This window comes from Baekduia soli (genome assembly GCF_007970665.1).
Classification (GTDB): Bacteria; Actinomycetota; Thermoleophilia; order Solirubrobacterales; family Solirubrobacteraceae; genus Baekduia; species Baekduia soli.
In genome coordinates this window covers 136,048-148,283 of record NZ_CP042430.1, presented here as the reverse complement: position 1 = coordinate 148,283, position 12,236 = coordinate 136,048, and the positions used below count along the sequence as shown (strand labels likewise).

Sequence of the window (12,236 nt, the reverse complement as noted above, 5' to 3'; positions counted from 1 at the left end):
GTTACGCTGCCCGGCGATGCCGACTTGGGAAGCCCGTGTGACCCGCGGGACCGCCCCGGCCGACCGCGTCGACGGCGAGCTGCGCTACGCGCTCGCCGCGCCCCTCATCCGTGAGGCGGCGCTGTGGGTCGACCTCGGGTGCGGCGAGGGGATCGCCTCCGGCGCCGCGCTCGGCGACGCGCGCCCGCGCGCCCGGGCCCTGCTGGTCGACGGCGACGAGCAGGCGCTGCAGGAGGCGCGACGCGAGTGCGGCGCCGACGTGGCCGCCACGGTGCTGGCCGACCTGGGGACCGCGGAGGGCGCGGCGGCCGTGCGGGCTGCGGTCGACGCGGCCGCCACGCCCGGCGCCCCGATCGTGGTCACGTGCTTCGGCGTGCTGCACCAGCTCGAGGACTTCACCGCGCTGGTCGACCTCCTGCTCGCCCTCGGCGAGCGCGCGACCGTCGTGCTCAGCGTCCCCGACGACGCGGCGGGCGCCCTCGACGACCCCCACCGCCGCAGCGCGTGGTCGGCTGGTGCCGCCGAGGAGCTGCGCCGCCTCCTGCCGCCCGACGCGGTCGTCCTGCGCCAGGTATCGCTGCGCGCGTCGGCGATCGTCGGTCCGGCCGGCGGCGAGGTCGCCCCGCTCGGCACGCCGTCGGTGGCGCCCGACCAGGCGCCGACCACCCACCTGCTCGCCTTCGGGCCCGATGCGGCGCGCCTGGCCCCCGTGTCGCTCGCGCGGCCGGCCGACCTCGACGCCGACCGCGCCGACGCGCGCCGGCGCGAGAGCGACCTGGCCTACCTCGAGGCCCGCCTCGCCGTGCTCGACGCGCCCGCCGGCTGAGGCGCCCGTGCGCGTCGCGTTCCTCGTCCCCGCGCTGGACCTGTTCGGCGGCGTCGGCATCGTCGTCGGGCATGCGCGCCGGCTGCGCGCGCGCCACGGCGTCGACGCCGTCCTCGTGCTGGCCCGCGCCGACCGCTCGGCCGGCGAGCACGCGTACGCGGGTCTGGGGGAGCTCCCGGTCCTCGAGCTCGGCGAGGCCGCCGGGCAGGGCTTCGACGTGGCGGTCGCGACCTGGTGGGAGACCGTGCTGACGCTGCACGAGGTCCCGGCCGACCGCTACGCCTACTTCGTGCAGTCCATGGAGGACCGCTTCTACCCGCCGGGCGCGCCCGAGCGGGCCGCCGCGGCGATGACGCACGACCTGCCGGTGGCGATGATCACCGAGGCGCGATGGATCGCCCGCCAGCTCGAGGAGCTGCGCGGCGACCGCTCCGGGTTCCGCGTGCACTACGTGCGCAACGGGATCCCCAAGGACGTGTTCTCGATCCCCGGCACCCTGGCGCCCAGCATCGACGGGCCGCTGCGCGTGCTCGTCGAGGGCAGCCCCGCCGTCGCGCTCAAGGGCGTCGGCGAGGCGCTGGCGGCGGCGGCGGCGATGCGCGAGCCCCGCCACGTCACGCTCGTCTGCGCCGACCGCGCCGCGGCCGAGGGCGCCCGCGCCGACGCCGTCGTCGGCCCGCTCACGGCCACCGAGATGGCCGAGCTCTACGGCCGCACCGACGTCGTGCTCAAGCTCTCGCGCGTCGAGGGGATGGCCGGGGCGCCGCTGGAGGGCTTCCACCGCGGCGCGACCTGCATCACCACGCCGGTGACGGGCCACGACGAGTACATCGCCGACGGCCGCAACGCGCTGCTGACGAGCTGGGACGACGAGCGGGGCACGGCGCGGCTGCTCGACCTGCTCGCGCGCGACCGTCGCCTGCTGCACGAGCTGCGCCTCGCCGCCGTGCGCACGGCCCGCTCGTGGCCGTCGGCCGAGCAGTCCACGGCGATGATGGCGCTCGCGCTGGGCCGCATCGTCGCCGGCCCCTCGCCGGACCCGACGGGCGCCGCGGCGAGCATGACGGCCGACATCCGCATGACGATGCAGCGCCAGCAGGCCGTCGAGCGCGACCACGAGCGCCTGGCCGCGCGGATGCGCCGTGTCGAGTCGGTGCTCTCGCGCGGGCCGCTGGGCGTCGCGCGGCGCATGATCGCGGGGCGCCGCTGATGGGCCTCGGGATCCGGACGCGCCTGCGGCGCTGGCGCGACGGCCCCTACGTCAACGACGAGTACGTCGAGGCGTCGGTGCTCGGTGCGCTGCTGCGCGCTCCCGCCGGGACCCGGCTCGACGCCCCCGCCGCGGGGTCGCCCCTGCACGTCGCGCTCGTCGTCCCGTTCTTCCAGCGCGGCAGCGGCGGGCACATGACGATCGCCAACCTCGTGCGCGGCCTCGAGCGCCGTGGGCACCGCTGCTCGCTGTGGATCGACGATCCCGGCCGGCGGCTGGGCCCCGACGGCGCGCGCGCCGCGGCCGACCTGCGGTCGTGGTTCGGCCCGTTCGCGGCCCCGGTCGCCTACGGCCTCGACGGCTTCGGCGACGCCGACGTGGCGGTCGCCACGGGCTGGCAGACCGCCGCCCGCGTGCGGACGCTGCCGGCCGCGGGCCGCGCGTACCTCGTCCAGGACCACGAGCCGGAGTTCTTCGGCACCAGCGTGCAGCGCCGATGGGCCGAGGCGTCCTACCGGCAGGGCCTGTACCCGATCACCGCCGGGCAGTGGCTGGCCGAGGTCATGGCGACGACCTACGACCTGCCGGCGACGCCGTTCGACCTGGGGATCGACGGCGAGCGCTGGCGGCCGCGGGCCGACATCCGGCGCCGCGAGGACGTCGTCGTCGCCTACGCGCGCTCGACCACCCCGCGCCGCGCGGTGCCGATCGTGCTCGCGGCGCTGGCCGAGCTGCACCGCCGGCGACCGTCGGTGCAGGCCTGGCTCTACGGCCACGGCGGCCCCGCCGGCGTCGACTTCCCGCATCGCAACCTCGGCGTGGTCCCCGAGGCCGCGCTGCCGCGGATCTACGCCGAGGCGACCGTCGGCCTCGTGCTCTCGCTCACCAACCACTCGCTCGCCGCCCAGGAGATGCTGTCCTGCGGCCTGCCGTGCGTCGAGCACGACCACCCCAGCGTGGTGGCCGCGTTCGGCCGCGACGGGCCGGTGGACTACGCGCCCTTGGACCCCTTCGCGATCGCCGACGCGCTCGAGCGCCTGCTCGCCGACCCCCGGCTGCGCGCCGAGCGCGTCGCGCAGGGCGCCGCGCTGCGCGTGGAGCGCACCTGGGACCACGCGGCCGAGCAGGTCGAGGCCGGCCTGTGGGCGGCGATCGCGTTCCGGCCGGGCGGGGAGGGCTGAGCGGTGCCGCTGCTGCGCCGCCTGCTCGGCGAGCCGCCGCCCACGCCCGACGCCGCCCGCGTGCCGTGGGAGCTCACCGAGCTGCTGCGCGAAGGCTCGCCGCCCGTCGAGCTGCGCCGGCCGTGGGGCGAGTACCTCGACGTGGCGCTGCTCATCGCCCACGGCCCGGACCGCCCGCGTGGCAACGGCCTGCCCGGCGAGCTCTCCGAGGCGCTCTCCGAGCACGACGTCCGCGTGCGCAAGGTCACGGGGCCGATGGCCCGGGAGGCGGCCAACGCGGACGTCGTCCTGGCCTACGGCTGGCCGGCGGCCCCCGCGATGCTGCGGCTGCCCGGGCTGCGCGCCCGTGCGGTCCTGGCCACGGCCGCGCCCGCGCCGCTGGCCGAGCTGGGCTGGACGGCCGGCGTGCCCGTCATCGGGCCGGCCTGGATGGGCGGGGTGCTGCCCGCCGGCACCGACGCCGCCTACACGCCGATGCCCGTGCACCGCCGCGAGGACCTCGTGCTCGTCCACGGCGAGGAGCCGCTGGGCCTGCTGGCCGCCGCCGAGCTGCACGCGCGCCGGCCCGACCTGGCCTTCGCGGTCAGCGGGGTGCGCGAGGCGCTCGAGCTGCCGTTCCCCTACCTGCCCGTCGAGCGCGGCGCCGAGGCCCAGGCCCACGCGTTCGCCTCGGCGACCGTGGCGATCGCGCCGCCCGTACGCGGCTGGCGCCCCGCGGCCCTGGCGATGCTGGCCTGCGGCCAGGCGGTCGTCGCGCCCGCCGACGAGGCGTCGCGGGTCGCCCTGGGCGACGCGGCGAGCCTCGTGGCCGGCCCGCTGGAGGCCGCCGACGCCGTGGAGGAGCTCCTCGGCGACCTCGCCCTGCGCGCCGAGCGCGCGCGGCTGGGCTTCGAGCGCGCGCCCGGCGGCTGGGGTGCGACGGCCCGTGCGATGGTCTCGGCGTTCCTCGACCCGCCATGAGCCCGCAGCCCGACATCGTCGTCGCGCTGCTCGTGCGTCCCGGCGCCGACGCCGCGCCGGCGGCGAGGGCGCTGCGGGAGGCGGGCGTCACCGACCTGCGCGTCGTCGCGCTGCCCGCTCCCGGCGCGTGGGCGGCCGCGCGCAACGCCGCGCTGGACGCGGCCGGGACCGCGGAGGTGCTGGCCTTCGTCGAGGACGACGTCCGGGTCGACCCGGGCTGGGGCGAGGCGCTCGGCGCGGCCTGGGACGACGAGCGCCAGGCCGTCGCCGGCGGTCCGCTGCGCAGCGCCGGTGCCCCACCGTGGCTGCTCGCCGGTGGGCACGCCGAGGTGCTCGGGCTCACCGGCGGCCCGGACCCCGGACCCCCGTTGTTCAGCGGCGGCAACGTCGCGTTCCGCGTCGCGGCCCTGCGCGGCATCGGCGGCTTCTTCCCCGTCCGCGGCCACCCCGACGCGCGTGACGCGCTCGGCGAGGACCGCCGCGCGCAGACCGAGCTGGCGGCGATCGGCTGGCGGGCGCGCCGCGTGGACGGCATGGCGGGCACCCGCGAGCTCGCCGGGGTCACGCCGGGCCTGCTGCTGCGCCGCCGTGCGCGGACGGGGGCCCGCCACGCGGCGCTGGGGCGCACGGGGCGGCGGGCCGCGGCGCGGTTGGCGGTCCGGTCGGCCGGCGCCGCCGCGGTCCGCGCGGCCCGGGGCGACCACGCCGGAGCGATCGACCGGGCGGCGTGGGCGGCGGCCGGGCTCGGCGGCCTGGCCGGCGGGCTGCTGGCCCACGGCGGACTGCAGCCCGACCGCACGAGCACCGCGCTGCGCGCCGCGGTGCCGGCGCCCGCGGCGCCGGCGTGGCGCCGGCTCGCGCGCCGCGACCGCCGGCCGGTGCACGGCGCCGTGCTGCTCTACCACCGCGTGGCCGAGGGCCCCGACCCGCTCGGCCTCGCCGTCTCGCCGGCGCACTTCGCCCAGCAGCTGGCGGTCCTGGGCCGTCACTGGACGCCCGCCCCGCTGGCCGACGTGCTCGCCGGGCGCGCGGGCGCGCACGCCGTGGCCGTGACGTTCGACGACGGCTACCACGACAACCTGGAGGCCGCGCTGCCCGCGCTGCGCGCCGCGGCGGTCCCCGCGACCCTCTTCGCGTCGACCGGGCACATCGCCGCCGGCGAGGGGTACTGGTGGGACGAGGTCACGCGGCTGCTGGGCGAGCGCGGCGAGGGGGTGCTCGAGCTGGCGCTGCCCGGCGGCCTGCGCGCGTGGGCCCCGGTGGGGGCGGAGGGGCGCGCGGCGACGCGGGCCCACGTCCACGCCGCCCTGCAGACCCGCGACCGCGCGGTCATCGCCGCGGCCTTGGCGTCCCTGCGGCGCTGGGCCGGAGTCGGCCCTGCGCCCTCGCCGCCGCCCGAGGCCGATCGCCAGCTCACCGTCGAGGAGCTGTGCGTCCTGGCGGCCGCGCCGGGGGTGACGGTGCAGGCCCACGGCCGCACGCACCTCAGCCTCGCCCACGCGCCCGAGGCGGTGCGCGACGCCGAGCTGCGCGGTTCGGCCGACGACCTCGAGGCCTGGCTCGGGACCCGCCCGGCCGTGTTCTCCTACCCGTTCGGGGTGCCGGGCGTCGACGTCGACGCCGCGACCCGGGCTGCCGCGCGCGCCGCGGGCTACGCCGCGGCGACGGTCAACGCGCCGGGTCTCGTGCGCGCCGGCGGCGATCCGTATGCCGTGCCGCGCCTGGCCGTGCCCGACGTCGACGGCGCCGCGTTCGCGCGCTGGCTGGCCGCCGCGCTGCCCGGGCGGCCGTGAGCCGCCCCGCCGCGGCCCCAGACTTGACATTCTGTACGGGCATGTCCCGTCTGGATCGCCTGCGCGCGCGGTGGCCCGTCTCGCCCCGCCTGCACGCCTACGCCGCCTGGTCGGCGCTCGTGCTGTTCACGCTCATCGTGAGCTCGGGCGCGGCGGTGCGCCTCACGGGCTCGGGTCTGGGCTGTCCGGAGTGGCCCCGCTGCAACGGCACGTCGGTCACGCCGACCAACGGCCACGCCTACATCGAGTTCAGCAACCGGCTGCTCACGACGCCGGTGTCGATCGCCGCGGTGCTGTGCCTGGCCCTGGCGCTGCTGCGCCGGCCCTACCGCCGCGACTTCACCGTGCTGGGCGCGCTGCTGGTCGTGGGCGTCGCGGTCCAGGCCGTGCTCGGCGGCATCACGGTGATGACCGGGCTCAACCCGGTGACGGTCATGGGCCACTTCCTGCTGTCGATGGCGACGCTGGTCGTCGCGGTCAGCCTCGTGTGGCGCGTGGTGCGCGAGCGCCGGGCGCTGCCCGAGGTCCCCGAGCGCGACCTGCTGCTCGTCGGGCTCGTGCGCGCGTTCGTCGCGGTGGGCAGCGTGGTCGTCGTGATCGGCACGGCGGTGACGGCCTCGGGCCCGTACGCGGGCGGCGAGGGCACCGGTGACGCCGCCAAGCGCCTGGCGATCTTCGGCGACGACACGTTCAAGACGGTGATCATGGTCCACGCCCGCGTGGCGCTGGCCTTCGGCATCGCCGCCGTGGCGCTGTGGGCGTTCGCCCGCTGGCGCGGCGCGCGCGATCTCAACGCGCCGCTGACGGCGGTCTGCCTCGCGGTCGCGCTGACGGGGGCGATCGGCACGCTGCAGTACCACATCCTCAACTACCCGGCCTGGACCGTCTGGCTGCACGTGGCCGCCGTGTCGGTGCTGTGGCTGACGCTCGTCTGGTCGCTGCTGGCGGCCGGCCGCGGCGCCCGCGTCGCGGCGCGCGCGCCCGAGCAGGCGCCCGAGCCGCCGGTCGCCGCGACGGTCTGAGGCGCGGCGGGGCCGGCGCCGGCCCCGCCCCGCGGTCGTCCGCGGTCCTCGGTGGGGGCCGATGGCGGGTGGGTGGTGCATGACCCCACCTTCGCGCCATCCGGTGGTCCGGTGAGCGCGACGACCCGGTCCCCGGGCGCCGGCGGACGACCCCCGGCGCCCGCGCCCGCGGACGCGCCTCTCCCCGGCGTCGCAGGCGTGCGGCCTGCGCCCGCTCCCTCAGCTCGGCATCCACCCCGAGACCGAGGCCTCGGACCCGGTGGAGACGCCGAGCACCAGCAGCGCGACGTCGTCGCGCTGCTCGCCGAAGTCGAGCAGCGCGTCGTCGATGCCCTGGGCGATGCGGTCGGCGTCCGCGGGGCCGAGCTCGCGCAGCACGGCCTCCAGGCGCTCGGCGCCGAAGCGGCCGTCGGGCCCGCGGGTGTCGGTCACGCCGTCGGTGTAGAGCACGAGGTTGTCCCCGGGGCCGAGCGACAGGCCGCTCGTCGTCCAGCGCCCGTCGGGGAACGCCCCGAGCAGCGTGCCGGGCGTGCCGACGCCGCGCACCCGGCCGTCGGCGCCGACCAGCAGCGGCGGCGGGTGCCCGGCGCAGACGATGTCGATCCCGACCCGCCCGTCCTCGCGCACCGGATCGACCCCGATGACCACCGCGGTGCAGATCTGGCGGCGGTCGGAGTCGGCGCCGAGCGTCGCGTTCAGGCGCTGCACCATGGCCGTCGGATCGTCCTCGTACTGGGCCACCGTGCGCATCGTGTAGCGCGCCAGCGACGTGATCGCCGCCGCACCTGGGCCCTTGCCGGTCACGTCGCCCATGAGCACGATCCAGCGGTCGCGGGCCTCGAAGAGGTCGTAGAAGTCGCCGCCGACGTCGGTGGCCCCCCGGCGGCGCGGAAGCGCGCCGCGATCGCCAGGCCCGGGATGACCGGCAGCCGCGGCGGCAGCAGGGACCGCTGCAGCGTCGTGGCGATGTGGGTGCGCGCCGCGTGGACCCGCGCGTTCTCGACGGCGATCGCCGCCCGGCGCGCGAGCTCCTCCGCGAGCGCGAGCTCGGGCCGGCCGAGCAGCCGGTTGCTCGCCGACGTGGTCGCGAGCTGCAGCGTGCCGATGACCGTGTCGCCGACGGTGAGCGGGACGACCGCCACCGAGCGGGTGTCGATCTCGCGCATGAGGTGTGCGTGACGGTCGGATTGGGCGTAGCGCTGGATGTCGGCCGGGTCGACGCGGTCCCAGAGGATCGACCGCCCCGTGCGCAGCACCTCCCACGGCCCGCGCGTGTCCTCCCGCCGCGGCGGGAAGTCCCGGCGCCACTCGTGCATGAGCTCGACCCGGTCGAGATCGCGGTGGGCCACCGCCGCCTGGACGAGGTCGCCGCGCTCGTCGATGAGGTCCACGCGTGACCAGTCGGCGAGCTCGGGCACCGCCGCCCACGCCGCCTTGTCGAGCGTCGCCGCGACGTCCAGGGAGGAGCCCAGCAGCTTGCTCGCGCTGGACAGCAGGCGCTCGCGGGCCTCCTGGCGCTTGACCGTCGTGACGTCCTCGGTCACGTGGACGACGAACGCGACGTCCCCGGCGTCGTCGCGCACGGGCGTCGCCCGGCTCAGGACCCAGCCGTCGCGCCCGGTCCGGCGGTCGACGGAGTGCAGCAGCATCGGCTCGGGCTGGGTGCCCGCGAACGCCGCCCCCAGCGGCTGGGCCTCGAACGGCACCTCGCGCCCGTGCTCGTCGAGGAACGTCCAGCGGGCCAGGACCTCGTGCAGGTTGCCGGCGACGAGGTCGTCGACCGAGTCGAAGCCCGCGATCCGGGCGGCCGCCGCGTTGGCGAACAGGAAGCCGCCGCCGGGTTCCAGGGCCATCACGGACTCGCCGAGGTTGGCGACGATCGCCTCCAGGCGCTGCTCGGTCGCGTCGAGCTCGGCGAACAGCCGGGCGTTGTCGAGGGCCATCGCCGCGCGGCGGGCGAGGTCGAGGCCCAGCGCCAGGTCGTCCTCGTCGAACGGGACCCCATCGCGCAGCCGGATGTAGGACAACGCTCCCCACGTCCGGCCCCGTGCCCGCAGCGGCAGCACGATCGCCGAGCGGTAGCTGGCCCGCAGGACCAGCTCGAAGTGCTCCGCCGAGCGGGCGTAGCCCTGCAGCTGCTCGTCGCTGAGCCCCTTCAGCAGCCGTGGCTCGCCGGTGCGCAGGGCCTCGGCCACCGGATGGTCGGTCTGCAGGCTGAGCGGGAAGCGCTCGCGCATCTCGGCCAGCGCGTCGGCCAGTTCGGTGTCGGTCCCGGCCGTCACCGCGCCGCGGACGGTGCCGTCGGGCTGCAGCAGGTCGATGATGGCCAGGTCGGCGTGCTCGGGCACGGGCAGCGCGCTGATGCGCTGCAGGAGCGTGCCGGGATCCATCGGCGACTCGAGCAGCTCGCCGGCGCGGGCCAGCAGCTCGGTGCGCCGGCGGGCGGCGCGCTCGGCCTCCAGCTCGGCGTCGTGGCGGCGGACGGTCCCGGCCAACCGCTCGTGCAGGCCGGCCAGCACGATGGCGAGCGCGCCGCCGGCGGCCACGGCGGCGATCGCGGTCAGCCCCGCGCTCTGCCCGAGCACCCCGTCGTGGGCGGCCAGCGCCACGGCCAGCGCGACCGCGACGGCCGCCGCCGCGGCCGTCTGCAGCTGCTGGCCGCCGGCGGCCATCGCCAGCGGGCCGGCGACGAGCAGCGGCACGAGCACGACGCCCGTGCCGACGATGAGGTCGGCGACGGCGACGACGACGAGGATCCCGAGGGCCGCGGGCAGCGCCCGCAGCCGCACGGGATCCTGAGCAGTGGTCGGCGCGCCGGGGTCCACGGGACCCCGGATGCTATGCGGGGCGGGAGCTCACCGCCACGGCCGGCTCGAGCGCCTGCTCGAGGACCTCGCCGACGGTCATGACCGGATGGAAGGCCATGGCCTCGCGGACGTCGGCCGGGACGTCGTCGAGGTCGCCGCGGTTGCGCTCGGGGATGACCACGTCGGTCAGGCCCGCCGCGTGGGCGGCCAGCACCTTCTGCTTGAGCCCGCCGATCGGCAGCACGCGGCCCTGGAGGGTGACCTCGCCGGTCATGCCGATGGTGTGCTTGACGGCACGCCCGGTCAGCAGCGACGCCAGCGCGGTCGTCATCGTGATGCCCGCGCTCGGACCGTCCTTGGGGATGGCGCCGGCCGGAACGTGCACGTGGAACTCGCGCTCCTCGAACAGCGCCGGGTCGATGCCGAGCTCCTCGGCGTGGCCGCGGACGTAGGTCAGCGCGATCTGCGCCGACTCCTTCATGACGTCCCCGAGCTGGCCCGTCAGCTGCAGGCCGGGCTTGGAGCTCTTGGCGGCGCTGGCCTCGATGAACAGCACGTCGCCGCCGGTGCCCGTGACGCTGAGGCCGGTGGCCACGCCCGGGACCGCGGTGCGCTGGGCGGCCTCGTGGAACACCTTCTGGCGGCCGAGCGCGTCGCGCACGTCCTCCAGCCGGAGCTCCACCGGGGCCTCCACGGTCGCCGAGGCGATCCGCGTCGCGGTCTTGCGCAGGACCTTGCCGAGCTCGCGCTCGAGCTGGCGGACGCCGGCCTCACGCGTGTACTCGGCGATGATCGTGCGCAGGATGCCGTCCGGCGCGGTGACCTCGTCCTCGCGCAGCCCGTTGCGCTCCCGCTGGCGCGGGAACAGGTAGTCGCGGCCGATGGCGACCTTCTCCTCGACGGTGTAGCCGTCGAAGGCGATGACCTCCATGCGGTCCAGCAGCGGGCCGGGGATCGTCTCGGCCTGGTTGGCCGTCGCGATGAACACGACCTCGGAGAGGTCGAGCTCGACGTCGAGGTAGTGGTCGCGGAAGGTGGAGTTCTGCGCGGGGTCCAGGACCTCGAGCAGGGCCGCGCTGGGGTCGCCGCGCCAGTCGGCGCCGACCTTGTCGACCTCGTCGAGCAGGATGACCGGGTTCATCGTCCCGGCGTCGCGCAGCGCGCGCACCAGCCGGCCCGGCAGCGCACCGATGTACGTGCGGCGGTGGCCGCGGATCTCGGCCTCGTCGCGCACGCCGCCCAGCGACATGCGGACGAACTCCCGGCCCATCGCGCGGGCGATGGACTCGCCGATCGAGGTCTTGCCGGTGCCGGGGGGCCCGATGAGCGTGAGGATGGCGCCGGAGCGCTTGTCCGCCGCGATGCCCCGCTCCTCCCTGAGCTTCTTGACGGCCACGTACTCGACGATGCGGTCCTTGACGTCGGACAGCCCGGCATGGTCGGCGTCGAGCACCTCGCGGGTGTGGAGGGGGTCCAGCTGGTCCTCGGAGCGCTCGCTCCACGGAACGGAGACGAGCCAGTCGAGGTAGGTGCGGATGGTCTGGGCCTCGCCGGACTGCTCGCCGGAGCGCTCGAGGCGAGCCAGCTCGCGCTCGGCCTGCTCGCGCACGGCCTCGGGCATGCCGGCCTCCTCGATCTTGGCCCGGTAGTCCTCGCCGACGCTCGCGTCGTCCTCGCCGAGCTCGCGGCGGATGGACTCCATCTGCTTGCGCAGCACGTACTCGCGCTGCTGCTTGGCCGCGCCGGACTCGACGTCCTCGCGGATGCGGCGGCGCACCTGCAGCTCGGCCAGGCGCTCGCGCTGGCGCGTGAGGGCCAGCTCCAGGCGCGCGGTGACGTCGACGGTCGCCAGCAGCTCGAGCTTCTGCTCGAAGGTCAGGTCGGGGGCGTAGCCGGAGGTGTCGGCCAGGGCGCCGGGCTCGGTGATCGCGCGGACCCAGGAGGCGATGCGGCCGTCGTCGCCGCGCAGCTCGAGGATCTCCTCGACCGTGGCGCGGTACTCGCGCTCGATGTCGCGGGTGCGCCCGTCGACGGGAACCTCGTCGACGCGCTCCTCGACCTCGACGCGCAGGCGCCCGGCGTGGTCCGTGTGGGCGGCGCCGGCGATGCCGCGCGAGACGCCCTCGAGCATCGCGCCGCGGCCCCCGCCGGGCAGACGCACGGTCTGGGTGACCTTGGCGATCGTGCCGACGGAGGCGTACTCGCCCTCGTGGCGGGGGACGAGCAGGACGCGGTCCTCGCCGGCGGTGTCGACCGGGAGGGTGACGTCCATCGTGGGGAAGACGACGGTGTCGTCGAGGGGGATGAGGAGGAGAGAGGTCATGTGCGCAGGAGCCGTTCTGGGAGCTGCCAGGAATCGTTGCGGATGCAACAGTAGCAGGTGATCTCAGCCGCTTTGACTCATATGTGCTGAGTCGTCGCAGTCCGGGCGCGAAGC

The 12,236-nt window shown here is 76.9% G+C and carries 9 protein-coding genes; 6 read left to right on the top strand and 3 right to left on the bottom strand.

The window, feature by feature from the left end; translation table 11 throughout:
* Positions 1-16: 16 nt before the first annotated feature.
* The 6 genes from FSW04_RS00650 to FSW04_RS00625 are packed head-to-tail and all read left to right on the top strand — an operon-like array spanning position 17 to position 6,992.
* Positions 17-826 carry a methyltransferase domain-containing protein gene (locus tag FSW04_RS00650; RefSeq protein ID WP_146915198.1) on the top strand — a complete coding sequence of 270 codons (810 nt, stop codon included), beginning with the start codon at positions 17-19 and terminating at the stop codon, positions 824-826.
* A gap of 7 nt (positions 827-833) precedes the next feature.
* Positions 834-2,036: a glycosyltransferase gene (locus FSW04_RS00645; protein ID WP_146915197.1), complete on the top strand. Its 1,203-nt coding sequence runs from the start codon at positions 834-836 to the stop codon at positions 2,034-2,036.
* The gene (locus FSW04_RS00640) at positions 2,036-3,217 is read left to right on the top strand and encodes a glycosyltransferase family 4 protein (protein ID WP_146915195.1); all 1,182 of its coding nucleotides are present in this window, start codon (positions 2,036-2,038) and stop codon (positions 3,215-3,217) included. The genes FSW04_RS00645 and FSW04_RS00640 overlap by 1 nt, the downstream gene beginning before the upstream one ends.
* Positions 3,218-3,220: 3 nt before the next feature.
* Entirely contained in the window at positions 3,221-4,177 is a 957-nt protein-coding gene (locus tag FSW04_RS00635) for a glycosyltransferase family 4 protein (protein WP_146915193.1), read from the top strand.
* Entirely contained in the window at positions 4,174-5,970 is a 1,797-nt protein-coding gene (locus FSW04_RS00630; protein WP_146915191.1) for a polysaccharide deacetylase family protein, read from the top strand. Before FSW04_RS00635 ends, FSW04_RS00630 begins: the two co-directional genes overlap by 4 nt.
* A 41-nt stretch (positions 5,971-6,011) precedes the next feature.
* A complete protein-coding gene (locus FSW04_RS00625; protein WP_146915189.1) occupies positions 6,012-6,992 on the top strand; it encodes a COX15/CtaA family protein in 981 nt (326 codons plus the stop codon).
* A 219-nt stretch (positions 6,993-7,211) separates the two neighbouring features.
* Here FSW04_RS00625 and FSW04_RS00620 read toward each other — a convergent pair whose 3' ends face one another.
* From FSW04_RS00620 to lon, 3 genes are read right to left on the bottom strand one after another with little or no spacing between them, the layout of a single operon-like run.
* Entirely contained in the window at positions 7,212-7,805 is a 594-nt protein-coding gene (locus FSW04_RS00620; RefSeq protein WP_146915187.1) for a PP2C family protein-serine/threonine phosphatase, read from the bottom strand.
* The gene (locus tag FSW04_RS00615) at positions 7,793-9,817 is read right to left on the bottom strand and encodes a GAF domain-containing protein (protein WP_146915185.1); all 2,025 of its coding nucleotides are present in this window, start codon (positions 9,815-9,817) and stop codon (positions 7,793-7,795) included. The genes FSW04_RS00620 and FSW04_RS00615 overlap by 13 nt, the downstream gene beginning before the upstream one ends.
* Before the next feature lie 13 nt (positions 9,818-9,830).
* Positions 9,831-12,122 (bottom strand): endopeptidase La, encoded by a 2,292-nt coding sequence (gene lon, locus FSW04_RS00610; RefSeq protein ID WP_146915183.1) that lies wholly within the window; start codon positions 12,120-12,122, stop codon positions 9,831-9,833.
* Positions 12,123-12,236 lie beyond the last annotated feature (114 nt).

Coding starts and splice junctions, on each gene's coding strand:
- FSW04_RS00640 (WP_146915195.1), top strand. CDS start 2,036: ATGGGCCTCGGGATCCGGACGCGCCTGCGGCGCTGGCGCGACGGCCCC.
- lon (WP_146915183.1), bottom strand. CDS start 12,122: ATGACCTCTCTCCTCCTCATCCCCCTCGACGACACCGTCGTCTTCCCC.
- FSW04_RS00620 (WP_146915187.1), bottom strand. CDS start 7,805: ATGGGCGACGTGACCGGCAAGGGCCCAGGTGCGGCGGCGATCACGTCG.
- FSW04_RS00630 (WP_146915191.1), top strand. CDS start 4,174: ATGAGCCCGCAGCCCGACATCGTCGTCGCGCTGCTCGTGCGTCCCGGC.
- FSW04_RS00625 (WP_146915189.1), top strand. CDS start 6,012: ATGTCCCGTCTGGATCGCCTGCGCGCGCGGTGGCCCGTCTCGCCCCGC.
- FSW04_RS00650 (WP_146915198.1), top strand. CDS start 17: ATGCCGACTTGGGAAGCCCGTGTGACCCGCGGGACCGCCCCGGCCGAC.